This is a genomic window from Cupriavidus sp. 01L45 (assembly GCF_056399885.1).
The window spans coordinates 55,835-80,463 of sequence record NZ_JBFTSG010000032.1; the positions used below are offsets into that span (position 1 = coordinate 55,835).

Consider the following 24,629-nt stretch of genomic DNA (forward strand, 5'->3'; position numbering starts at 1 on the left):
AGTCCTAAAGGCCGTTCGCGAAAAGCGAGCGGCTTTTTTTCTTCATTTTCGTAAAACGAAGGGGGGAAAACGGGGGTATGCTGTTTGGACGGGTCTTGCAAGTGCGGGGAGCAGCATTTGCACAATGCATTGAATCGTTGGCACCTATCTTGCAATCGATTCATGAGACCCAATTTACGCCTAAATGACTGACTGGGGAAAATGATGTCCGGAACACAACTCCTCCCGGCTGAGCCGATTCGCTTGCCACTGTTGCCCCTGCGCGACGTGGTGGTGTTTCCGCACATGGTGATCCCACTGTTCGTGGGACGTCCGAAGTCCATCAAGGCGCTGGAAACTGCGATGGAGGCGGGCAAAAGCATCATGCTTGTGGCCCAGAAAACGGCGGCCAAGGATGAGCCGACCGCCGACGACCTCTACGAGGTAGGCTGCATCGCCAACATCCTGCAAATGCTCAAGCTGCCCGACGGCACCGTCAAGGTGCTGGTGGAAGGCACGCAGCGCGCGAATATCCGCGAAGTGAGCGAAGACGAGTCGCACTTCATGTGCGAAGCCGTGCCCGTGCCGCCGGGTCCGGTCGAGACCGCCGAGACGGAGGCGCTGCGCCGCGCCATCGTGTCGCAGTTCGACCAGTACGTGAAGCTGAACAAGAAGATCCCGCCCGAGATCCTGACCTCGCTGTCGGGCATCGACGAGCCGGGTCGCCTGGCCGACACCATCGCCGCGCATCTGCCGATCAAGCTCGAGCAGAAGCAGAAGATCCTGGAGATGGTGAATGTCACCGAGCGCCTGGAGAGCCTGCTGTCGCAGCTCGAGGGCGAGATCGACATCCTGCAGGTGGAAAAGCGCATCCGTGGCCGCGTCAAGCGCCAGATGGAGAAGAGCCAGCGCGAGTACTACCTCAACGAGCAGGTCAAGGCCATCCAGAAGGAACTGGGCGAAGGCGAAGAGGGTGCCGACCTGGAAGAACTCGACAAGCGCATCAAGGCCGCGCGCATGCCGAAGGAAGCCAAGAAGAAGGCCGACGCCGAATTCAAGAAGCTCAAGCTGATGTCGCCGATGTCGGCCGAAGCCACTGTCGTGCGCAACTACATCGACACGCTGGTCAACCTGCCGTGGCGCAAGAAGAGCAAGGTCAACAACGACCTGACCAACGCCGAGCGCGTGCTGGATGAAGACCACTACGGTCTCGAGAAGGTCAAGGAACGCATTCTCGAGTATCTCGCGGTGCAACAGCGCGTGGACAAGGTGAAGGCGCCGATCCTGTGCCTGGTGGGCCCCCCCGGCGTGGGCAAGACCTCGCTCGGCCAGTCGGTGGCGCGCGCGACGAACCGCAAGTTCGTGCGCATGGCACTGGGCGGCGTGCGTGACGAGGCCGAGATCCGCGGCCACCGCCGCACGTACATCGGCTCGATGCCCGGCAAGATCCTGCAAAGCCTGGCCAAGGTCGGCGTGCGCAATCCGCTCTTCCTGCTCGATGAAATCGACAAGATGGGCATGGATTTCCGCGGCGATCCTTCGTCGGCATTGCTCGAGGTGCTGGACCCGGAACAGAACCACACCTTCCAGGACCATTACATCGAGGTCGATTTCGACCTGTCCGATGTGATGTTCGTGGCGACCTCGAACTCGCTCAACATTCCGCCTCCGCTGCTGGACCGGATGGAAGTGATCCGCCTGTCGGGTTACACCGAGGAAGAGAAGGTCAACATCGCCCAGCGCTACCTGCTGCCCAAGCAGATCAAGAACAATGGTCTGAAGGCAGGCGAGATGGAAGTGAGCGAAGACGCCCTGCGCGACATCATTCGCTACTACACGCGTGAAGCGGGCGTCCGCTCGCTCGAGCGTGAAGTGTCGAAGATCGCCCGCAAGGTGGTCAAGCTGCTGCTGCTCAAGAAGGAAACGGGCACGGTCAAGGTGGCATCGGAGAACCTGGATAAATTCCTTGGCGTGCGCAAGTACGACTTCGGCCTGGCCGGCAAGGAAAACCAGGTAGGCCAGGTGACCGGTCTGGCGTGGACGGAAGTGGGCGGCGATCTGCTGACCATCGAAGCCGCGATCATGCCGGGCAAGGGCAACATCACCCGCACCGGTTCGCTGGGCGACGTGATGAAGGAATCGGTCGAGGCCGCACGTTCGGTGGTGCGCTCGCGGGCACGTCGTCTGGGCATTACGGACGAGATGTTCGAGAAGCGCGATATCCACATCCACGTGCCCGAAGGCGCCACCCCCAAGGATGGTCCTTCGGCCGGCGGTGCGATGACCACGGCGCTGGTGTCGGTGCTCACGGGTATCCCGGTGCGCGCCGACGTGGCCATGACCGGGGAAATCACGTTGCGCGGTGAAGTCCTGCCGATCGGCGGCCTCAAGGAGAAACTGCTTGCGGCCCATCGCGGCGGTATCAAGCTGGTGCTGATCCCCGAGGAAAACGTGAAGGATCTCGCGGAGATCCCGGACAACGTCAAGAACGCCATCGAGATCGTCCCGGTGCGCTGGATCGACAAGGTCCTGGAACTCGCGCTCGAGCGCAAGCCCGAGCCTCTGCCGGAGGAAGTGGCCAAGCCCGCCGATGTGGCGGACAAGGGTGCTGCCAAGGTCGAGATGATTCATCACTGACGCCGGCGATGGCGCTGCCCGGATCCTGCGATCCGGGCCGGGCGTTGCCGAAGCAGGCCGCTTTTGAAAACGCCGCGGGCTTTTCCCCGCGGCGTTTTTCTATTTCGCCTCACATTGTTCGGCGCCCCAGGCGTGCAGGCAGCGGGTGCTTTTTGCGTTTCTCAAAATGTCCGCGAAGAATACTTGGCAAAATGCCAGGGGCTGTATTACACTTGCGCCCTCGCAACGCAAACAGCAGTAATTACTCTGATATGTGCGCGGCGATGCTTGCAGCATGCAGTGCGGCTGCGGTACGAGCGGGTGCTTAGCTCAGTTGGTAGAGCGGCGCCCTTACAAGGCGTAGGTCGGGGGTTCGAGCCCCTCAGCACCCACCACGCTCCTGCCGCAAGACAATCCACACAGATGACGCGTGCTGCCGCACCGATACAGGAGTGGTAGTTCAGTTGGTTAGAATACCGGCCTGTCACGCCGGGGGTCGCGGGTTCGAGTCCCGTCCACTCCGCCAAATACGCAGTCAGCAAAACGGGCCCTTAGCGGCCCGTTTTGCTTTTTGCGCTTTCTGCATTCGGCGCGTCTTCCCCCCCTCTTTCCTGAGGGCCGGCAAGGGTGCGGGCCCTGATCGCGTATCTGGCGGTGTTTTGCACCGCCGAGCCACTGCTGGCGCGAGGGGACGGTACGCGATATCGCAGGTTTCCTGTCCGAGCCGGATGCCATCGGGCGTTGCCCGGCGAGGCCGCACCGGCCGCCAAATCGCGTGAAGCTTGCCGCTCCTGATAGAATCCCGGAGTTTGCCGTTCGGTACCAACCCTTTTCCTGAGTCAGCATGCTTGATTTCGTACGCAACAACCGGCGCTTGATGCTTTTGCTGCTGCTGGTGCTTGTCTTCCCGTCGTTCGTGTTCTTCGGCGTGGAGAGCTACTCGCGTTTCATGGACAGCTCGCACGATCTTGCCAAGGTCGATGGCCGCGCCATTACGGCGCAGGAAGTGGATAACGTGGTGCGTGACCAGAGCGAGCGCATGCGCCAGATGCTCGGCGCGAACTACGATCCGCGCCAATTCGAAGGCGCGCTGGCGCGCCAGCAGGTGCTCGACCAGCTGATCCTGCAGCGCGTGGTGGCCAATGAGGTGGCCAACAAGCACCTCACGGTGTCCAACGAACGCCTGTTCGAGACCATCAGCAGCATTCCCGCCATCGCCCAGCTGCCGAAGAAGAAGGACGGCACGATCGACGACAAGGCCTATGTTGACCTGCTCGCCCAGCAAGGCATGACGCCGGAGCAGTTCGATGCGCGCATGCGTTTCGATCTCGCCACCCAGCAGCTCGGCACTTCCATCGCTGCCACCGCCTTCGTGCCGAAGTCCTTGCTCGACCGGCTGATCGCCATTCGCGACCAGCAGCGCGAGGTGCAGGCGCTGCAGCTCAAGCCGGCCGAATTCGCCGCCAAGGTCAATCCCGACGAAGCCGCGCTGAAGGCGTACTACGACAGCCACAAGGCGCAGTTCTCGGTGCCCGAGCAGGCCAAGGTCGAATACCTGGTGCTGTCGGCCGACGCGCTGGCGGCATCGACGCCGGTGACGCCCGAAGAGCTCAAGTCCTACTACGACAGCAACATCGCGCGCTTCCGCACGGAAGAGCAGCGCCGCGCCAGCCATATCCTGATCGGCTCGCCCAAGGATGCCCCGGCGGCGGATCGCCAGGCAGCCAAGGAAAAGGCCACCAAGCTGCTCGAGGACCTGCGCAAGCATCCCGAAACGTTTGCCGATGTGGCCCGCAAGCAATCGCAGGATCCGGGCTCTGCGGAGAAGGGCGGCGACCTCGGCTTCATGGGCCGCGGCGCACTGGTCAAGCCGTTCGAGGATGCGATGTATGCGCTCAAGGATGGCCAGATCAGCGACGTGGTGGAGACCGATTACGGCTACCACATCATCAAGCTCACCGGCATCAAGGCTGCCGAAACCAAGCCGCTCGACCAGGTCCGTACCGAACTGGAAGCCGAATTGCGCAAGCAGCTCGCCGCCAAGAAGTACACCGAACTGGCTGATTCGTTCGGCAACACGGTCTACGAACAGTCCGACAGCCTCAAGCCTGCTGCCGACAAGTTCAAGCTGGCCATCCAGAGCGCCGACAACGTGACCCGCCAGCCCAACCCGGCGCTGGGTGCGCAAAGCCCGCTCAACAATGAGAAGCTGCTCAAGGCCCTGTTCGGCGACGATTCCGTCAAGAACAAGCGCAATACCGAAGCCGTGCAGGTGGGCCCGACCACGCTGGTGGCGGCACGTATCGTCGAATATCGCCCGGCCACGGTGCGCAAGTTCGAAGACGTGCAGGCCAAGGTGCGCGAAGGCTATATCGCCCAGCAGGCGGCCGAGCTCGCCGTGAAGGCGGGTGCGGAGCGTCTCGAGGCGTTGAAGAAGAGCGGCGGCGCCGACGGCTTCGGCGCGCCGGTAACGGTCTCTCGCGCCAAGGCCGATGGCCTGCCGCCGAAGGCGGTCGAAGCCGTGATGCGGGCCGATACCGCCAAGCTGCCCGCGTTCGTGGGCGTGGACCTTGGTGCCGCCGGCTACGCCATCTATCGCATCGGCAAGGTCAGCCAGCCTGCGCAGGCCGATGCCGCGCAACGCCAGGGCGAGGCCCAGCAACTGGGGCAGATGGTTGGCCAGAGCCAGCTGGAGGCCTTCTATGAGAGCCTGAAGGACCGCGCCAAGGTGAAGCTGCTCAAGCCCGCCACCACGACGGAAGCGGGTGCCGCCAGCGGTGCCGGCGCGCAGTAAGCACAGCCCGCAAACATGAAAAAGGCGCCTCCGGGCGCCTTTTTCATGATCCGCGCCGCAAGGGCTCAGCGCCCCGCGGTCCGGGCTGCCGGTGCCTTCAGCAGTGGCTTGAGCTGCGGCCAGACTGTGTCGAGCAGCGTGCCCTGCGCTTGTGCCGTGGGATGAATGCGGTCAGCCTGGAACCACTCTGGCCTGGCGACGACCCGCTCCAGCAGGAAAGGCACCAGCCGGACCTTGTATTCGCCGGCCAGCCTGGGGTAGAGCGAGAAGAATCGCTCGGTGTAGTCCGGCCCGTAGTTGGGCGGGATGCGCATCCCCACGAGCAGCACGCCGGCCTTGGCTTGCTGCGCGCTGGCGACGATGCTGCGCAGGTTGGCCTCGGTGGTCTGCAGCGGCAGGCCGCGCAAGGCATCGTTGGCGCCCAGTTCGACGATGACCACCGCAGGGTGGTGCCGCGCCAGCAGGTCGGGCAGGCGTGTCTTGCCGCCTACCGTGGTCTCGCCGCTGATGCTGGCATTCACGACGCTATAATCGAAACGCTCCGCCCGCAACCGCGTCTCCAGCAGCTTGACCCAGCCGGCATCGCGCGCGATGCCGTATTCCGCGGACAGGCTGTCGCCCAGCACCAGGATGGCGGGCGCTGCCGCCCGGGCCATCGGCGCCGCCGCAGGCAGCAGCGTGGCCGTGCATACCGCCAGCGCCAGCTTTCGCCAACCGCACCAGAACTTCTTGCTCATGTCTTCATCCATTCTTGCAGTCGAGTCATTAGGAAAGACCGTAGCCGACACGACGGGTTCGCTGACGATTTTGCATGACGTCACGTTTTCCGTCACGCCCGGCGAAACGCTGGCCATTGTCGGCGCATCCGGCTCGGGCAAGTCAACCCTGCTTGGCTTGCTGGCGGGCCTGGACCTGCCTACCACGGGCACCGTCAGGCTCAATGGCCAGGACCTGTTCCAGCTCGACGAAGACCAGCGCGCCGCGCAGCGCGGGCGCCATGTGGGCTTTGTGTTCCAGTCTTTCCAGCTGGTCGGGCACCTGAATGCCCTGGAGAACGTGATGCTGCCGCTGGAGTTGCGCGGCGAAACCGCCGGTGTCCGCGAGCGCGCCGCCGACATGCTTGCGCGGGTAGGACTGGGCGGGCGCCTGTCCCACTATCCGCGCACGCTCTCCGGCGGCGAGCAGCAGCGCGTGGCGCTGGCGCGCGCCTTTGTGGCGCGTCCCGATATCCTCTTTGCCGACGAGCCTACCGGCAGTCTCGACACGGCTACCGGCGAGGCCGTGATTGCGTTGATGTTCGAGCTCAATCGCGATGCCGGCTCAACGCTGGTGCTGGTCACGCACGATCGCTCCGTGGCAGCCCGCTGCGGGCGCATCCTGACCATCGACGCCGGCCGCGTGGCCAGCGACGAATGGATGACGGCCCCCGTGTAGGCGCTGGGCCAGCGTCAGGCGTTGCCCAGTGCCGCCCGCGCCCGCGCGATCAGGGCGCTGGTGGAGGCATCGTGCGCAGGCTCCTGGCCACTGGCGGCCGCGTTGGCCTCGCCAGTGAGCTCGCACTCGATCGGCTTGGCCAGGATCTTGCCCAGTTCCACGCCCCATTGGTCGAATGAATTGATGTTCCACACCACGCCCTGCACAAAGGTGCGGTGCTCATAAAGCGCGATCAGCGCGCCGAGCGTGTGTGGCGTGACGTCTTCCATCAGCAGCGTGTTGCTTGGGCGATTGCCCTCGAACACCATGTGGGCGATGCGGATTTCATCGCTCAGGCCGCTCGCGCGCAGTTCCTCCGCGGTGCGCCCGCGCATGAGCGCCTCGGCCTGGGCAAAGCAATTGGCAAGCAGCTTGGCATGATGGCCGGGCAGGACGCGCGGGGGCCGCAGCGGAGCCACGAAATCCACCGGCACGATCTGCGAGCCCTGGTGGATCAGCTGGAAATAAGCATGCTGGCCGTTGGTGCCGGCGGAGCCCCAGACCACCGGCGCGGTATGGGCGCGCACGTGCCGGCCATCGAGCTGGACGGATTTGCCGTTGCTCTCCATTTCCAGTTGCTGCAGGAAGGCGGGAAACAATTCGAGCGAGGTCGAATACGGTGCCATGCAACTGGTCGGCATGCCGAAGAAATTGCGGTACCAGATGCCGATCATGCCCAGCACGACCGGCATGTTCCGCTCCAGCGGCGCACTGCTGAAATGCTCGTCCATGGCGCGGCCGCCGGCCAGCAGGTCGGCGAAGGCATCGAAGCCCACCGCCAGTGCGATCGACAGCCCGACCGAGGACCACAGCGAGAAGCGTCCGCCGATCCAGTCCCAGAATTCGAACATATGCGCGGGGTCGATGCCGAAAGCGCGCACCGCCTCCACGTTGGTGGATACGGCGGCGAAATGGCTGGCCAGCTGGTTCCTGGCCACGCCCCTGTCAAGGAACCACTGGCGCGCGCTACAGGCGTTGGCCATGGTTTCCAGCGTGGTGAAGGTCTTCGAGCAGACAATCACCAGGGTCTGCTCAGGGTCGAGCCGATCCAGGGTCTCGGCCAGTTCGGTGCCGTCCACATTGGAGACGAAATGCATGCGCGGCCCGTTGCCCGCCAGGTGGGAGAGCGCGCGGCACACCATGCGCGGGCCGAGGTCCGAGCCGCCGATGCCGATATTGATGACGTCCGTGATGCGCTTGCCCGTGGCGCCGGTCCAGTCGCCGCTGCGCACGCGTTCCGAGAACACCCGCATGCGGTTCAGTACGTCGTGGATGGCGGGCATCACCGGCTTGCCATCCACCTTGAAGCTTGCGTCGGGACCGGCGCGCAACGCAATGTGCAGCACCGCGCGGTCCTCGGTGGCATTGATGTGGTCGCCCGCGAACATGGCATCCCGGCGCTTGGGTACGCCGGCTTCGTCCGCCAGCTGCATCAGCAATGCCACGGTCTGTGGCGTAATGCGGTTTTTCGAGTAGTCGAGATACAGGCCTGCGGCTTCCAGCGAGAACTGCTTGACGCGCTGGCTGGCGGCGCCGTCGGCGAACCACTCGCGCATCGGCGTCTCGCGAATGGCGTCGTGATGTTGCAGGAGAGAGTGCCAGGCGTGTAGGTCTGTGGGCATGCGTGCGTAATTCTTGAAGGCCAGCGCGGAAGTACCGTTCTAAGCTAGGTTTCAGCCATATTTTATTGTTCCCGGGCAGGCCGTTTGGCGGGCCTGGTCCGGCCGTCGGGAGCGGCTTAAGTATAACGCGCACTTTTGGCGCGACTTTAGGATTTGGCAGCAAAGCACAGCATTCATGCCATTAGCGGAAACAATAGCAGGGCGAATCCTTTCCGGCTATCGGTGGTGTTCTGACATCAGCCCGGGCGGCCAAGCCGGCGGGCGACCGCGCGCAATGCCGATTCCCCTCCCGCCACACACACGCCGCCGGCGCAGATCACCGCCACGCCCAGCGCCGTGATCCAGTCCGGCAACTGGCCGAATGCCAGGTAGCCGATCGTCGTGGCCGACAGGATCTGCAAATAGAGAAAGGGGCTGAGAAACGAGGCATCGGCATACTGGAACGCCCGGATCACAAAATAATGTCCAACCGAACCGGTGATGCCGGTGCTCACCAGCAGCACCGCTTGCAGGGGCGTGGGCACCGCGTGGAACCAGAAAAAGGGCACCAGCAGCGTGGTCAGGGCGGCGCCGGTGACGCCACTCTGGATCAGGGTGGTCATGGGGGCGTCGTGCGCGGCGATGCGTCGCGTCAGCATCTGCATCAGCGCGAACACCAGCGCGGACAGCAGGCCCAGCGCAATACCCGCCCCGCTCAGCTCGCCGCCCGGCCGCACCACGATCAGCATGCCGGCGAAGCCGATCGCCACGCCACTCCAGCGGCTGACGCGCGCATGCCGTCCCGGCCGCTCGCCGAGCAGCCAGGGCGACAGCGCCACCACGAAGAGCGGGGCACAGAAATTGAGCGCGGTGGCCTCGGCCAGCGGCATCAGCTTGAGCACGCTGAAGAACACCAGGGTCGAAACCAGCATCAGCCCGCCGCGCAGCCATTGCAGGCCGGGCTTTACCGGACGCCATTGCTGGCGGAAGCGCGCCGGCCCTAGCAGCAGGAAGATGGCGATCACATGGCCGACATAGCGCACCCAGGCTACCGCTGCCACCGGCAGGCCTTGCTGCGTCAACGTCTTGCTGCTGGCGTCCAGCAGGCTGAGGATCCACTGGCCGAGCACCAGCAGGGCAATGCCGGTGAGCAACTGGCGCCGGGCCGGCGAAGTGGCTGTCGCGCTTGCGGCGGACAGCCGGGTAACGCTGTCGGTGGCCTTGTTCATGAGCCGCGCGGATCTCGCAGCAAGGCATTGAACAGGCTGCGCATCGGCGTGTAGAGCTCGCTGGCGGTGAGTCCGGCGGGGCCTGTGCCGTGAGCCACAAGTTGGTCGGCGGCGCGTCCGTGCAGCCAGACCGCCGCCTGCGCCGCTTGTAGCGCCGGCATGCCCTGGGCGAGCAGGGCGCCGATCATGCCGGCCAGCACGTCGCCGGTGCCGGCAGTCGCTAGCCCGGCGTTGCCGGTCGGGTTGACCGACAGCGCTACGTTGCCGCTGGCGTCCGGTGGCGCCGCGATCACTGTGCCGGAGCCTTTGAGCACGATCACGGCCTGCCATTGCGTGGCCAGCAAGCGTGCCGCCGCCAGGCGGTCGCGCTGGATTTCCGCCACGCCGAGGCCGGCCAGCCGGGCGGCTTCGAGCGGGTGGGGTGTCATCACGCGCACCAGCGGGCTGCCCTCCAGCATGGCAGCCAGCGCGGCATCCGAGGCGAGCAGGTTCAGCGCGTCGGCGTCCAGTACCAGGGCGGGCAACTCGGCGGCGCAGGCGCTGCCGTGCAGCAGTTGCGCGAACTGCTCGCGTGCCGCCGTGCCGGTGCCCATGCCCGGGCCGACCACCAGCGCGGACATGGCAGACAGCGCGATCTCCGCGATCGGGTGCAGCATCAGTTCCGGTTGCACGGGGTCTAGCAGCGGCGCGGGCTGCGCCAGGAAGCCGATGTGCACGCGCCCGGCGCCAAGGTGCAGCGCGGCGCGCGCGCCGAGCAGCGGCGCGCCGGTCATGCCGATGCCGCCGCCGATCACGGCGAGCGAGCCGAACGTGCCCTTGTTGGTGGCATGGCGGCGCGCGGGCAGTGCCCTGGCGAACGAAGCCGGCACGTTGACCGTGGCGCAGGCCGGCTGGGCCGGGGGGTAGGGCAGGCCCAGCGGGGCGATATCGACTTCACCCGCGCAATCGCGTCCATCGAGCGTCAGCAGGCCCGGCTTGGCCGCAATGAAGGTCAGCGTGCGGCAGGCGCGGACCGCCGGCGCGCCGCCGCCGGTATCGGCGAACAGCCCGCTCGGGATGTCGAGCGCGAACACCGGCAACTCTGAGTCCGCCAGATGCGCGATCCACTGCGCCATAAAGCCATCGGCGGCACGGTTCAGGCCGATGCCGAGCAGTCCGTCGACCAGCGCGCGGGTATCCCCGGGAATCGCAGGCAGGGTGCCGTGGCAGGCCGTCTCCGGCAGCGCGCGCAGCGTGACGCCCGCCGCGCGCGCCTCGAGCCAGGCGCGGCCGGCGTCGGCGGGCAGGCGATCGGGCTCGGCGGTCAGCCACACCTGGACCTGGCGCCCGGCCTGGTGCAGACGGGTGGCGGCCACCAATGCGTCGCCGCCGTTGTTGCCGGGTCCGGCCAGCAACAGCAGCGGGCCAGCCGGGGCATGGTGTGCCAGCCAGGCGGCCGCGGTATTTCCTGCCCGCGTCATCAGTTCGAAGGCGGGCAGGCTGGCCATGGCGGTGGCTTCGACCTGGCGGATGGCCGCCACGCCGTAAAGCGGGATCTCGCTGGCGCTGGCGGTGTCCAGGGGCAGCCAGGCGTCGGTGGGCAGTACCGTGGCTGGCGCGTGCGTGGGCGGGATCTGGGTAGGGGTTTGCATGGTCAGCGCGGGCCTAAGCCATAGCGGGCGGGGGTCAGGCCGTCCAGGTCGATGCCGGGGTGGTTGCCCGCGATCAGGTCGGCGGCGATGCGGCCGGAGCCGCATGCCATGGCCCAGCCCGTGGAGCCGTGACCCAGGTTGAGAAAAAGGCCGGGCATGGCGGTGGCGCCAATCAGCGGCGGGCCGTCAGGCAGCATGGGGCGGGCGCCGGCCCATAGCGTGGCGTTGTCATAGTGGCCGGCGACGGGAAACCAGTCGCGCGCCACCTTGAGCAAGGTGTTGATGGCCGCGGGGCGCAGGTCGAGCTTGCGCGAGCCGAGTTCGGCGGTGCCGGCAATCCGCATGCGGTTGCCCATGCGCGTGACGGCCACCTTGTACGACTCGTCCATCAGCGCGGCCAGCGGCGCCTGCAGTTCGTCGCTGACCTGCACCGTGGCGGAGTAGCCTTTGACCGGGTAGAGCGGGATGCGCAGGCCAAGCGGGCGCAGCAAGGCGGCGCTGGCGACGCCGGCGCTCACCAGTACGCGATCGGCGGTGCGTGTTTCGCGCGTGGCGCCGGCAGCGCCGGCGCGCAGGTCCAGCGCGAGCTTGCCGCCCGGCAGCGGCCGCAGCGCACAGGCGTGGCTGTCCATGACGAAGCGCACGCCGGCGGCTTCCGCCAGCACGCGCAGCCGGCGCACGAACATCGGGCAATTGCCGGATTCGTCCTCGGGCAGGTGCAGCCCGCCGGCCAGCGGCGTGTCGGTGGTGAGGCCGGGCTCGATGCCCCGGCAGCCAGCGGCATCGACCAGCCGGTGCGGCACCTTGTGCTCGCGCAGCAAGGCCAGCGCCGGTTCGGCCAGGCTCCGGTCGCGCTCGGTGCGGAACAGTTGCAGGTAGCCTTGCGACTGCTCGTAGTCGATCTCCAGCTGGCTGCGCAGCGTGTGCAGGCATTCCCGGCTGTAGAAGGCCAGGCGCTGCATGCGCAGCTTGTTGACACGGTAGCGCTCCAGCGTGCATTCGCCCAGCCAGCGCGCGATCCAGCGCCACATGGCCGGATCGGCGCTGGGCCGGAACAGCACGGGCGAGGTGCTGGCAAAGAGGTTGCGCAGCACCTTGCCCGGCATGCCGGGCGCGGCCCACGGGGTAACGTAGCCGGGCGCGATCACGCCGGCATTGCCGAAGCTGGATTCCTGCGCCGGCGCGGCGCGCCGTTCGACCACGGTCACTTCGAAGCCGGCTTCGCGCAGGTACCAGGCGGAGCAGACGCCGATCACGCCGGCGCCGATCACGATCACATGCATGGCACTCCGTTGAGGGCCGGACCGGCCCTCGCTGTCGATGGCTACTTCAACTCTTTTTGCATGACCACGTCGGGCAGCCAGGTGACGATTTCCGGCCACACGGTGACGATGGCGATCGCCACCACCATCATCATGAAGAATGGCAGCGACACCCGGGCTATGTAGTTGCTGTCCTTGCCTGTCATGCTCTGCAGCACGAACAGGTTGAACCCCACCGGCGGCGTCACTTCGGCGATTTCCACCAGCAGCACGATGAATATCCCGAACCATACCAGATCGAAACCCGCCGCCTGCACCATCGGCAGCACCGTGGCGGTGGTCAGCGCGATCATGGAAATGCCGTCGAGCGCGGTCCCCAGCAGGATATAGATCACCGTCAGCACGGCGATCAGCGCCCATGGCGACAGGTGCATCGCGGCCACCCATTCCGCCAGCGCGCGCGGGATGCCCGTGAAGCTCATGGTCACCGACAGGAAGGAGGTGGCGCCCAGGACGAACATGATCATCGCGGTCAGCCGGGTGGCCGACATCAGGCTCTCCCAGAAGGCCTTGCGCGTCAGCGATCCGCCCACCCACGCCAGCGCCAGCGAAGCCACCACGCCGTATGCCGCGGCTTCCGTGGCGGTGGAGTAGCCGGTGATCATGATCCAGGTGATAAAGGCGATGAGCACGATGCAGGGCATCAGCTGGCGGATCGAGGCGAGCCGCGAGCGCCAGTCGAAGCGTTCCGCCTGCGGCGTCTTGTCCGGGTTCGAGAGCGCCCACACCACGATATAGCCGGAGAACAGCAGCATCAGCAGCAGGCCGGGCAGGAAGCCGGCCAGGAACACGCGGATGATCGACACATCGGCCGAGACCGCATAGACCACCATGGTGATCGAAGGCGGAATCAGGATGCCGAGCGTGCCGGCGCACGACAGCGAGCCCAGCGTGACGCGCTCGTCGTAGCCGCGCCGTGTCAGTTCGGGCAGCGCGGATTTGGCGATGGTGGCGCAGGTGGCGGCCGACGAGCCCGACACGGAGCCGAAGATGCCGCACCCCAGGATGTTGACGTGCATCAGCCGCCCCGGCAGCCAGTTCAGCCAGGGCGACAGCCCGTTGAACATCTGCTCGGACAGCTTGGTGCGGAAGAGTATCTCGCCCATCCAGACAAAGAGCGGCAGCGATGCCAGCGTATAGGAAGCGCTGGACGACCACCAGGCATTGGCCAGATTGACCAGCGCATCGCGGTCGGCGAAGACCACCAGCCCCACCCAGGAGGTGACGGCGATGGCAACCGGAATCCACGCGCCGATGACCAGGAAGACGATCATCACCACCAGCAGGATCAGGGAAATCAGGACGGTGCTCATCAGACGGTCTCCCCGAAATCGCCGGCGGCCAGCTTGGCTTCCTGCGCCAGCTGGTAGCGCGGCTTTTGCCGGCGCGCCACGCGCTGCAGTTCGTCGAGCACTGCCAGCATGAAGCCGCCACAGCCCAGCACCGCGAAGCTCTGCGGAATCCACAGCGGCACCACGATCTGGCCCTGCGAGACATCGCCGATCTCCCAGCTCTGCCAGGCGAAGGAGAACAAGGCCCAGGTGGCATAGGCGGCGAACACCGCGCAGATGACCAGCGAGACCAGTTCGAGCCACCAGCGCATGCGCGGTTTGACGGCCTCTAGCAGCATTTCCACGCGCACGATGCCGCCATGCTGGAAGGTCTGGCCAAGGACGAGGAAGGCGGAAGCGGCGCACAGCCACGCAACGATGTCGTCGCCGCCCTTGAAGATGATGGTGGTCTCGCGCGAGAACGACATCAGGATCATGATGATGCAGACCCCGAGAATGCATAGCGCGCCGAGCACGGCGAACAGGTCAAGCAGCCGGTCCAGCCAGCGCTTGTTGACGGAAGGAGCTTCCATGGCGAGAGGGGAGGGAGAATGCGGTGAAAAAAGGGCGCGGGATGCTGCGGCAGCAGTGGCCGTGGCGGCAGGCAGTGCCGCCGCGGCCGGATACGGATCGCTTGTTTCTCGCTACTTCGCTTACTTCTTGTAGGCGTCGAGAATGGCCTTGCCGTCGTCGCCGGCGCCCTTGGCCCATTCGTCCACCATCACCTGGCCAACTTTCTGCATGTCCTGCTTGAGCTGGGGCGAGGGCGGCTGCACCGTCATGCCGTTCTTGCCGAGCACGGCCAGGTACTCACGCGTTTTCTGCTCCGATACCTGCCAGCCGCGCTTCTCGGCCTCGGCAACGGTCTTGAGCAGGGCGTCCTGGGTCGGCTTGTCCAGCGCGGCGAAAGACTTCTTGCTGACCACCAGCATGTTCTTGGGCAGCCAGGCATCGACGGTGTAGAAGTACTTCACGCTCTCCCACACCTTGGTGTCGACGCCGGTGGCGCCCGAGGACATGAAGGAGTTCACAGTGCCCGTCGCCAGCGCCTGGGCGAGGTCGGCGGCCTGGATCGTCACCGGCTGCGCGCCCACGAGCTCGGCGATCTTGGAGGTGGCGGGGTTATAGGCGCGCCACTTCAGGCCCTTCATGTCGCCCGCGTTGTTGAGCGGCTTGTTGGCGTAGATGCCTTGCGGCGGCCAGGCCACCGCGTACAGCAGTTTCAGGCCTTGCTTGTCGAGCACCTTGTCGGTGACAGCGCGCGAGGCCTGCCACAGCTTGTAGGAGTCCTGGTAGCTGGTGGCCAGGAAGGGCACCGCATCCACGCCGAACACCGGGTTCTCGTTGGCCAGCAGCGACATCAGGATCTCGCCCATCTGGACCTGGCCGGTCTGCACGCCGCGCTTGATTTCGTTGGCCTTGAGCAGCGAACCGTTGGGGTGGATCACGATCTTCAGCTTGCCGCCGGTGGCCTTCTCCACGTCGCTGGCCATTTGCTGCAGGTTCTCGGTGTGCAGGTTGCTGACCGGGTAGCCGGTCGGCAGGTCCCATTTGGTCTCGGCTTGCGCGGCGGACATCATGACGGAGGAGGTGGCAAGCACCCCGCCCAGCAGCATGTACTTAAGTGTTGCCTTCCCTTGCATCGATCTCTCCTGGTTGATCGTTTTGGCTGATACGTCTTTGTCTGTCTTTGACTTTTGTTTCTTATCTTTGCTGCCCGTGCAACCTGGCTCATGGATTGCACGGCGGTGTGCGGCTTGGCCCGGCGCCTCAGGCGGCCGGCTTGACGATGGATTCCAATGCAATTGCCGTGCCCAGCAGTTGCGCGTCGCGCAGCGCACCGTGCGAGAGCATCAGGCCGACCGGCAATTCGTCGGGCTGGTGGCAGGGCAGCGAGATCGAACAGCCGTCAAGGAAGTTGAAGGCCGAGGTATTGCGCAGCAGCAGGGCATTGGTGCGGAAGAACAGGGCATCGTCCGCCACCAGCGGGGCGATCGGCGGCGCCACCATCGGCACGGTGGGGCAGGCCACGGCGTCGAAGCCGCCGATGCGCGCCGCAACCCGCGCGATCCAGTCGGCGCGGGCGCGCATAAGGTCGACATAGTCGGCTGCGCCCATGCTGGCGCCGCGGTCGATGCGCGAGGCTACGCGGGGGTCGTATTGCTCGCGCCGGGTGGCCAGCGCGTGGCGGTGGATGGCATAGGCCTCGGCGGCGGTGAAGCCGCCCGCGGCGTTGATGGCGGGCAGTTCGGTCAGTTCGGGCAGGTCGATGTGCTCGATCTGCACGCCGGCCGCGGACAACCGGCCCAGGGCACGGTCGAAGGCGCGCGCCACGACGGGGTCGAGGTCGTCCAGCAGGTACTGGCGCGGGATGGCCAGGCGAATGCCGGCCGCGGCCTTGATGGCCGGGATGACAGCCTCGTCGGCGATCACGCTGTCCACCAGGACGCAGTCATGCACCGTGCGCGCCATGGCGCAGGCGGTATCCAGGGTGTAAGACAGCGGGAAGGCGCCGTCCAGCGGCACGCGGCGGGCAGTGGGCTTGAAGCCGGCCAGGCCGCACAGGGCCGCTGGGATGCGGATGGAACCGCCGGTATCGCTGCCCAGCCCGGCCACTGCCAGGCCCAGCGCCACGGAGACGGCGGCGCCGGAGGACGACCCGCCGGGAATACGTGCCACCTGCGCATCCGCCGGGTTCACGGGCGTGCCGAAATGCGGGTTGATGCCCACGCCGGAGAAGGCGAACTCCGTCATGTTGGTGCGGCCCACCAGGGCCGCGCCGCTGTCGCGCAGCCGGCGCACCACCGTGGCATCGGCCGTGGCTGCCGCCGCGTCGCTGCGTACCGGTGAGCCGGCGTGCGTGGCTTCGCCGGCGATATTGAACAGGTCCTTGACCGAGACCGGCAGGCCCGCCAGGGGATGCAGGGGCTTGCCGGCCAGGCTGGCGGCGTCGGCCGCCCGCGCTACCTGCGCCGCGGCGTCGAAGGTGGTGCGCAGGAAGACGGCATTGGCCGCCGGCGTCTGCGCAAGCTGCTCCGCTTCAGCGATCACGTCGGCCCGCGAAGTCGCGCCATCGCGAAGTTTTGTCTGTAATGTATGGATATCCGTGGACATTGGGCTCGCGCTCAATCGCGCTCAGGAGGGTTCGGATCGAGTCTATCCAGTGCATTCGCACCGCGCAACCAGCCCATTGCCGGGCGCGAGAAGGTCCCTGGGATAGTGCGTGAATCGCTTTCTCCGCCCTGTTTTCGTGCAGAATCCACGGTGACATCTCCGATGTTTTGCTTGGATTTATTTTGTGTTTATCCTCATAATTTGTTAATAAACTGTCAAGCCAAATATGGTGGCGGCGGCATCGGGGATATACCTAGTCATCCTTGTCATACCGTCCAGGCACCAACCCACGAAAGGAGTGAAGACATGGCGCGTAAGCCAGCATCCGAGCCAGCCCGGGCCGACGACGACGGCAGCGGGAACGAGGCGTCCGCGCGGTCCGCGGCCAGCGCGTTTGCGCGATCGTCCGGGCCGAATATCGTGTCGTCTTCGCACCTGGTGTCCGAGCGCAGCCCGGAACTGTCCGAGTTCGAGTTCGGCCTGAACACGGCCTACAACGCCTATAGCCGCTGGGTGGTGCGCTGCATGGGCGCCTCCGGCGTGCGCGACCTGACTTTCCTGGATGTGCTGGTGCTCCACCATGTCAACCACCGCGCGCGTCCCAAGCGGCTGGCCGATATCTGCTTTGTGCTCAATGTGGAGGACACCCACCTCGTCACCTACGCGCTCAAGAAGCTGCAGGGCCTGGCGCTGGTGGAGGGCGAGCGGGTCGGCAAGGAAGCCACCTACATCACCACGCCAGCCGGCACGGAAGCCTGCGCGCGCTACCGCGAGATCCGGGAGCAGTGCCTGACCAGCAATTTCTCCGCGGGCAGCGCGGAGAACGCCGAGATCGGCGAGCTGGCACGACTGCTGCGTGTGCTGACCGGCCTGTACGAGCAGGCCGCGCGCTCGGCCACGTCGCTGTAACCGCCCTTGCCGATGCAGCGGCGACTTCCGTAGCGGCCCGGGGCCGGGCTGCTACGGGAATCGCTTGCCTGACGTTCCAGGTTTTTCCCCGACATTGCCATCACACCGCTGCAGGGAATCTCCCATATGTCGCTGCCATTCTCCGCCGCCAATGTCTCGGATCGCCGCCGCTGGCAATTCTGGATCGACCGCGGCGGCACCTTTACCGATGTGGTCGGGCTCAGGCCGGACGGTACGGTGGTCACGCACAAGCTGCTGTCCGAGAATCCGGAGCAATACAGCGACGCCGCCGTGGCCGGCATCCGCCACCTGCTCGGGCTGGCGGCCGACGAGCCGGTCACGCCGGCGCAGGTGGAGGTGGTGAAGATGGGCACCACGGTGGCGACCAATGCCTTGCTGGAACGCAAGGGCGAGCCGGTGGCGCTGTTCATCACGCGCGGTTTCCGGGACGCGCTGCGCATCGCCTACCAGAACCGGCCCCGGCTGTTCGACCTGAATATCGTGCTGCCGGAGCTGCTCTACCGCGAAGTGGTGGAGGTGGGCGAACGCCTGGACGCGCGGGGCGAAACGGTGACGCCGCTCGACGAGGCATCGCTGCGCGCCGATATGCGGCGCGTGTTCGACAGCGGCATCCGCGCCATCGCCATCGTGTTCCTGCACGGCTACCGGCAAGCGGCGCACGAGCTGGCGGCGGCGCGGATCGCGCGGCAGACCGGCTTCACGCAGATCTCCGTGTCGCACCAGGTGTCGCCGCTGATGAAGCTGGTCTCGCGGGGCGATACCACGGTGGTGGATGCCTACCTGTCGCCGATCCTGCGCCGCTACGTGGAACAGGTGGAGCAGCAGATGCCGGGTGTGCGGCTGCAATTCATGCAGAGCAGCGGCGGCCTGACCGATGCGCACCGCTTCCAGGGCAAGGACGCCATCCTGTCCGGCCCGGCCGGCGGCATCGTCGGCATGGTGCGTTCGTCGCAGAGCGCCGGTTTCGGGCGCATCATCGGCTTCGACATGGGCGGCACGTCCACCGATGTCTCGCATTTCAACGGCAGCCATCCCAACGATTTCGAGCGCGTGTTCGAAACCAGCGTGGCGGGCGTGCGCATGCGCGCGCCCATGATGAGCATCCACACGGTGGCCGCGGGCGGGGGCTCCATCCTGCATTTCGACGGCAGCCGCTTCCGCGTCGGCCCGGATTCCGCCGGCGCCAATCCCGGGCCGGCGAGCTACCGGCGCGGCGGCCCGCTGGCGGTGACCGACTGCAACGTCATGCTCGGCAAGATCCAGTCGGGCCATTTCCCCGCGGTGTTCGGCCCGCGCGCCGATGCGGCGCTGGATCGCGATGTGGTGGTGGCGAAGTTCGAGGCGCTGGCGCAAGCCGTGTCAGCCGCCACCGGCGATGCGCGCAGCGCCGAGCAGGTGGCCGAGGGCTTCATCGAGATCGCCGTGGGCAATATGGCCAATGCGATCAAGCAGATATCGGTGCAGCGCGGCCACGACGTGACGGGCTACACGCTGACCACCTTCGGCGGCGCGGGCGGCCAGCATGCGTGCCTGGTGGCGGACGCGCTTGGCATGCAGACCGTGTTCGTGCATCCGCTGGCCGGCGTGTTGTCGGCCTACGGCATGGGGCTGGCTGACCGCACCGCGATGCGCGAGCGGGCGGTGGAGGCGCGGCTCGACGCTGCGGCGCTGCCCGTGCTGCAGGCTGTGCTCGATACGCTGGCAGGCGAGGCGCGCCGGGAGTTGCTGGAGCAGGAGGTGGCCGAGGCGCAGATCGACGTGGTGCGCCGCGCGCACCTGCGCTATGAGGGCACGGATTCGGCGCTGGTGGTGCCATTCGGCAGTCAGGCTGCCATGCAGGCCGCGTTCGATGCGGCCTATCGGCAGCGCTATGCCTTCCTGATGCAAGGCAAGCCGCTGGTGGTGGAAGCCGTGTCGGTGGAAGCCATCGGCAGCAGCGAACCGCCCGAGGAAAAGCTGCCCGAGCCGCCGCCGCGCGCAGGCGGCCCGGTGCCGGCGGAGCAGGTGCGCATGTTCAGCGGCGGCAACTGGCACGATACCGGGCTGTTCCCGCGCGATGCGCTGCGACCCGGCGACGTGCTGCCGGGACCGGCCATCATCGCCGAGCGCAATGCCACCACGGTGGTGGAGCCCGGCTGGCAGGCCGAGCTGACCGCGCGCGACCACCTGGTGCTGACCCGCGCCGTGCCGCGTCCCCGGCGGCGCGCGATGGGCACCGACGCCGATCCGGTCATGCTGGAGGTCTTCAACAACCTGTTCATGTCGATCGCCGAGCAGATGGGCCAGCGCCTGCAGAACACGGCGTACTCGGTGAACATCAAGGAGCGGCTCGACTTCTCCTGCGCGATCTTCGATGCCGGCGGCAACCTGATCGCCAACGCCCCGCATATGCCGGTGCATCTTGGTTCGATGGGCGAGAGCATCAAGACCGTGATCGCGCGCAATGCCGGTCGCATGGCCGACGGCGATGTCTACGTGCTGAACGATCCGTACAACGGCGGCACGCACTTGCCCGACGTCACGGTGATCACGCCGGTCTTCGACGAGGCCGGCGCGGAGATTCTCTTCTACGTCGGCTCTCGCGGCCATCACGCCGATATCGGTGGCATCACGCCGGGCTCGATGCCGCCGGACTCCACGGTGGTCGAGGAGGAAGGCGTGATGATCGACAACTTCCCGCTGGTGAAGGCCGGCGTGCTTGACGATGCCGGCATGCGCGCGCTGCTGGCCGGCGCGCGCTACCCGGCCCGCAATATCGACCAGAACATGGCCGACCTGCGCGCCCAAGTGGCGGCCAACGCCAAGGGCGTGGAGGAATTGCGCAAGATGGTGGTGCAGTTCGGCCTGCCGGTGGTGCGTGCCTATATGGGGCACGTGCAGGACAACGCCGAGGAAGCCGTGCGCCGCGTCATCACCGCGCTCAAGGACGGCGCCTATCGCTATCCGCTGGACAACGGCGCCCAGATCCGGGTGCGCGTCACCGTGGACCAGGTCCGGCGCGAAGCGGTGGTGGACTTCACCGGCACGTCGGCGCAGTTGTCCAACAACTTCAATGCGCCGCGCGCGGTGTGCATGGCGGCCGTGCTCTATGTGTTCCGCACGCTGGTCAACGAGGATATCCCGCTCAATGCCGGCTGCCTCAAGCCGATCAGGGTGATCATTCCCGAGGGCTCGATGCTGAATCCGCGTTATCCGGCTTCGGTGGTATCGGGCAACGTGGAAACTTCCTCTTGCATCACCAACGCGCTTTACGGCGCGCTGGGCGTGGTGGCGGCCAGCCAGGGCACCATGAACAACTTCACCTTCGGCAACGATCGCTACCAGTATTACGAGACCATCTCGGGTGGCAGCGGCGCCGGGCAGGGCTTTAGCGGCTGCGACGTGGTGCAGACCAATATGACCAACTCGCGCCTGACCGATCCGGAGGTGCTGGAATGGCGGTTCCCGGTGCGGCTGGAAAGCTATGAGATCCGGCCGGGATCGGGTGGGGCCGGGCAGCGGCATGGCGGCAACGGTGGTATTCGCAAGGTCCGCTTCCTTGAGCCGATGACGGCGTCGATCCTGTCCAATAACCGCTTGCATGCGCCATTCGGCATGGCTGGCGGCGAGCCCGGCGCCATGGGGCGCAACTACGTTGTGCGCCATGATGGCAGCGAGGAGGCGCTGGGCCATGTCGGCCGCTGCGAGATGGAGGCGGGCGATATCTTCGTGGTGGAAACGCCGGGGGGCGGCGGCTTCGGGGCGGCGTAGGGACCGCGAACGTCCTCGATGTTTTCACGAGCCGAAGCGAGAGCGCTTCGGCTCGTTGCCATTCATGGCGCGCGAAGCAGAATTCAACGTCGAACAGATCCGTCTTTCGTCACTTGGCCTCAAGGCCGTCATCCGGATTTTCAGATCCACCATTTTCGGCAACTCCGGCACTCCTGGCGACGACGCTGAAATAACCGCGTTGCAGCAATTTCCTTGACTTATCCCCAGGTCATTCCTAGGTTTATCAAGACTCCGGGGTGCAAGGCCATAGCGCGATAAATGGCCGATTCTCTTGGGCAGGGAGGGGCGGCGGTGAATCCAGGCAGCAGAGCTATCGTTCTGGTTATTGCGTTGATTGGCTCGATCGCCGTGGGCGGGTGTTCGAAACCGGAACCGGGTCACGTCCTGGACGAGGCGCAGCAGGCGGGCCGCGGCGCGGAGTCGTTCCGGCACGCCGCGGAAGACTATTTTCACGATATGGATCGTGGTGTCGCCCTGACCAGGGAAGAGATCATGGGCCGCAATATGTGGCTCGTCTGGAGTGGCGGCAACGACAGGTTCTGGGACGGCATGACGAACTTCACGTTCGGCGCCTTCGACCTGCTCAAGTCCATCAGCTCGCATCCCGGCCAGGGCTATTCGCGCGACACCCGCTGGAGCTCCCTCGGCCTGGTCAACGAGCCTTGTTTCGAAAAGCCCCTCGCGCCCGATCCGCAACGCTTCGGGCTATGGCTCGACCAACGGGTGAAGGATTGCCCGGCCGATCCGTTCGAAAACGAACAGGCCTATCCAGGGGTCAGGACCGGCGCGCGCGGCACCACTTTCTCGAACGGCGCGAAGCTCCCGGTCGGCTCCTACTACGGCTATCCCACCGGCATCGTCGGGTTGCGCCTGTTTCCCAATCCGGCTTTTGACGAGAAGGCCGCAAAGGCGTGGGATCCGCAGCGCTATTACACCGATCCGGCCTACTACAACAGAGCCGACCTGGTGCGCCCCTATCGCGTGGGCATGGCCTGCGGCTTCTGCCACGCAGGCCCCAGCCCGGTCCATCCGCCCGCGGACCCGGCGCATCCGAAATGGGCCGACCTGAGCTCCACGGTGGGCGCGCAGTATATGTGGGTGGACCGGCTCTTCATCCACAATGCATCGACGCGCGAAGGCCAGCAGAATTTCATGTTCCAACTCGTGCATACGTTCCGGCCGGGCGCCATGGATACCTCGCTGGTCTCCACGGACAACATCAACAACCCCAGGACCATGAACGCGCTCTACGACCTGATGGCGCGCATGGGCGTGGCGAAGCGGATCGGGCAGGAGAAGCTGGCCGGCGGCGAGCTGAACAACCGGCAGATCAACGACTTCGTGAAAAGCGGCGCGCTGACGCAGTTCTACGCGCCGCCCGATACGGTATGGACGCCGCACGTCCTCAAGGATGGTGCCGACTCGGTCGGGGTGCTGGGCGCCCTGAACCGGGTGTACCTGAATATCGGGCTGTTCAGCGAGGAGTGGCTGCTGCACTTCAATCCTATCCTCGGCGGCAAGTCCATCACGCCCATCGAACTTTCCGTGGCGCAGAGGAACTCGAGCTATTGGAAGGCGACGGAAGCCGGCACCTTCAATACGGCGCTGTTCCTGCTGAAATCGACCCCGCCGGACCACCTGAGCGATGCGCCGGGCGGTGCGTCATTCCTGGCGGACGTGTCGTCGCCGGCCGGCGCCGCGCTGCTTGAACAGGGCAAGAACGTGTTTGCCGATACCTGCGCACGCTGTCATTCCAGCAAGGCGCCGCCGCCGCCGGCCAGCCTGAACCTGCAGAACTGCGCGGGGCCGAACTACCTCGCGTGCTTCATGCGGTACTGGAAATGGACGCAAACGGACGAATTCAAGGCGCAGATGCGCAAGGTCGTCAATGCGCCGGACTTCCTGGAGGGCAACTATCTTTCGTCCGATGCGCGCGTTCCCGTCACGCTGCTGCGCACGAATGCATGCAGTCCGCTGGCGACCAATGCGCTGCGGGGAAATATCTGGGACAACTTTTCGTCGGAGTCCTACAAGACGCTGCCATCGGTTGGCACCATCACGCTCAATGACCCGTTTACGGGTGAGCGCTGGCAGTACCGGATGCCAGCCGGCGGGCGTGGCTACACGCGTGTGCCCTCGCTGATCAGCGTGTGGTCGACTGCGCCGCTCTTCCTCAACAATGCGCTCGGGCCGTTTAGCGAGGATCCTTCGGTGGCAAGCCGGGTGAAGGTATTCGATGCTTCCATCGAGCAATTGCTCTGGCCGGAAAAACGCGCGCGCGACGAGGTCCTGGGGACCAAGGTGCCCGGCGTGATCGACCGCACCACGGAGCGCAGCCAGATCACTGTCCCGGCGGGCTTCGTGCCGGATGCGCTCAAGCCGCTGCAAGGCTTCATGCACCGCTTCGCGCCGTGGCTGGTAGGGGCCGGAGGCGATGTGACCATCGGTCCCGCGCCCAGGCAGATGCCGGTCAACCTGATCGCCAATATCCAGCCGCTGGCGGAAAGCAGCGAAACCGGTGCAAAGGCCGACCACGCGGCCAAGGTGGTGAGCCTTGCGGTCAAGCTGAAGTCCGACCTGGCTTCGGTACCGGAGGGCGCCACCGACGACGATCTGCGAAAGACCTACGCCAACCTCGTCAAGCCCATGCTGAGCCTGAGCAAATGCCCGGATTTCGTGGTGAATCGCGGCCATTACTTCGGCACGGCGGAGTTCAACAACCAGGCCGGCCTGAGCGCCGATGAGCAATCGTTCGGGCAGGAGCCGGTACTGAGCGACGAGGACAAGCGGGCCTTGATTGCCTTTCTCAAGACCTTCTGATGAAGACTGCGCGGCGGG

General features: G+C 65.9%; 16 protein-coding genes and 2 tRNA genes. 9 read left to right on the forward strand and 9 right to left on the reverse strand.

What is annotated here, in order from left to right; all coding sequences use genetic code 11:
- Nucleotides 1–204: 204 nt before the first annotated feature.
- The 4 genes from lon (at nucleotide 205) to AC1DT6_RS21880 (ending at nucleotide 5,389) form a co-directional block, all read left to right on the forward strand.
- Entirely contained in the window at nucleotides 205–2,616 is a 2,412-nt protein-coding gene (gene lon, locus AC1DT6_RS21865; RefSeq protein WP_035871050.1) for an endopeptidase La, read from the forward strand.
- Between the two features lie 298 nt (nucleotides 2,617–2,914).
- Nucleotides 2,915–2,990, forward strand: a tRNA-Val gene (locus tag AC1DT6_RS21870).
- Nucleotides 2,991–3,044: 54 nt separating this feature from the next.
- Nucleotides 3,045–3,121: transfer RNA gene (locus AC1DT6_RS21875), tRNA-Asp, on the forward strand.
- A gap of 318 nt (nucleotides 3,122–3,439) precedes the next feature.
- Nucleotides 3,440–5,389: a SurA N-terminal domain-containing protein gene (locus AC1DT6_RS21880; protein ID WP_441634882.1), complete on the forward strand. Its 1,950-nt coding sequence runs from the start codon at nucleotides 3,440–3,442 to the stop codon at nucleotides 5,387–5,389.
- A gap of 65 nt (nucleotides 5,390–5,454) precedes the next feature.
- On the opposite strand, the gene AC1DT6_RS21885 is transcribed toward AC1DT6_RS21880, so the two are convergent.
- Nucleotides 5,455–6,126 carry an arylesterase gene (locus AC1DT6_RS21885; protein WP_441634880.1) on the reverse strand — a complete coding sequence of 224 codons (672 nt, stop codon included), beginning with the start codon at nucleotides 6,124–6,126 and terminating at the stop codon, nucleotides 5,455–5,457.
- Between AC1DT6_RS21885 and AC1DT6_RS21890 the strand changes: the two genes are divergently transcribed.
- Nucleotides 6,125–6,823, forward strand: coding sequence for an ABC transporter ATP-binding protein (locus AC1DT6_RS21890; RefSeq protein ID WP_045237779.1), 699 nt, complete (start codon nucleotides 6,125–6,127; stop codon nucleotides 6,821–6,823). The genes AC1DT6_RS21885 and AC1DT6_RS21890 overlap by 2 nt on opposite strands.
- 14 nt (nucleotides 6,824–6,837) lie before the next feature.
- Here the strand turns inward: AC1DT6_RS21890 and pgi are convergent, their stop codons facing one another.
- The 8 genes from pgi to AC1DT6_RS21930 all read right to left on the reverse strand — a co-directional run bounded on the left by pgi (nucleotide 6,838) and on the right by AC1DT6_RS21930 (nucleotide 17,090).
- Nucleotides 6,838–8,484: a glucose-6-phosphate isomerase gene (gene pgi, locus AC1DT6_RS21895; protein ID WP_477103194.1), complete on the reverse strand. Its 1,647-nt coding sequence runs from the start codon at nucleotides 8,482–8,484 to the stop codon at nucleotides 6,838–6,840.
- Nucleotides 8,485–8,720: 236 nt separating this feature from the next.
- On the reverse strand, nucleotides 8,721–9,692 hold the full coding sequence (locus tag AC1DT6_RS21900; protein ID WP_441634876.1) for a DMT family transporter: 972 nt from the start codon (nucleotides 9,690–9,692) through the stop codon (nucleotides 8,721–8,723).
- On the reverse strand, nucleotides 9,689–11,323 hold the full coding sequence (locus AC1DT6_RS21905) for an NAD(P)H-hydrate dehydratase (protein ID WP_477111190.1): 1,635 nt from the start codon (nucleotides 11,321–11,323) through the stop codon (nucleotides 9,689–9,691). The genes AC1DT6_RS21900 and AC1DT6_RS21905 overlap by 4 nt, the downstream gene beginning before the upstream one ends.
- Before the next feature lie 2 nt (nucleotides 11,324–11,325).
- Nucleotides 11,326–12,606, reverse strand: a complete 1,281-nt coding sequence (locus tag AC1DT6_RS21910; protein ID WP_441634109.1) for a D-amino acid dehydrogenase — start codon at nucleotides 12,604–12,606, stop codon at nucleotides 11,326–11,328.
- 41 nt (nucleotides 12,607–12,647) lie between these two features.
- Complete coding sequence (locus tag AC1DT6_RS21915; protein WP_035870958.1) at nucleotides 12,648–13,958, reverse strand: TRAP transporter large permease; 1,311 nt, start codon at nucleotides 13,956–13,958, stop codon at nucleotides 12,648–12,650.
- Nucleotides 13,958–14,509: a TRAP transporter small permease subunit gene (locus tag AC1DT6_RS21920; RefSeq protein ID WP_441634106.1), complete on the reverse strand. Its 552-nt coding sequence runs from the start codon at nucleotides 14,507–14,509 to the stop codon at nucleotides 13,958–13,960. The genes AC1DT6_RS21915 and AC1DT6_RS21920 overlap by 1 nt, the downstream gene beginning before the upstream one ends.
- A gap of 120 nt (nucleotides 14,510–14,629) precedes the next feature.
- On the reverse strand, nucleotides 14,630–15,592 hold the full coding sequence (locus AC1DT6_RS21925) for a TRAP transporter substrate-binding protein (protein ID WP_441634113.1): 963 nt from the start codon (nucleotides 15,590–15,592) through the stop codon (nucleotides 14,630–14,632).
- 154 nt (nucleotides 15,593–15,746) lie between these two features.
- Nucleotides 15,747–17,090 carry an amidase gene (locus tag AC1DT6_RS21930; RefSeq protein ID WP_441634104.1) on the reverse strand — a complete coding sequence of 448 codons (1,344 nt, stop codon included), beginning with the start codon at nucleotides 17,088–17,090 and terminating at the stop codon, nucleotides 15,747–15,749.
- Between the two features lie 306 nt (nucleotides 17,091–17,396).
- On the opposite strand from AC1DT6_RS21930, the gene AC1DT6_RS21935 reads away from it, so the two are divergent.
- From AC1DT6_RS21935 to AC1DT6_RS21950, 4 genes are all read left to right on the forward strand, one after another.
- Nucleotides 17,397–17,999, forward strand: a complete 603-nt coding sequence (locus AC1DT6_RS21935) for a winged helix DNA-binding protein (RefSeq protein WP_045237773.1) — start codon at nucleotides 17,397–17,399, stop codon at nucleotides 17,997–17,999.
- Between the two features lie 126 nt (nucleotides 18,000–18,125).
- Complete coding sequence (locus AC1DT6_RS21940; protein ID WP_441634102.1) at nucleotides 18,126–21,770, forward strand: hydantoinase B/oxoprolinase family protein; 3,645 nt, start codon at nucleotides 18,126–18,128, stop codon at nucleotides 21,768–21,770.
- Nucleotides 21,771–21,834: 64 nt separating this feature from the next.
- The gene (locus tag AC1DT6_RS21945; protein ID WP_441634100.1) at nucleotides 21,835–21,987 is read left to right on the forward strand and encodes a hypothetical protein; all 153 of its coding nucleotides are present in this window, start codon (nucleotides 21,835–21,837) and stop codon (nucleotides 21,985–21,987) included.
- Between the two features lie 134 nt (nucleotides 21,988–22,121).
- Complete coding sequence (locus tag AC1DT6_RS21950) at nucleotides 22,122–24,611, forward strand: hypothetical protein (protein WP_441634098.1); 2,490 nt, start codon at nucleotides 22,122–22,124, stop codon at nucleotides 24,609–24,611.
- The last annotated feature ends 18 nt before the right edge of the window (nucleotides 24,612–24,629 follow it).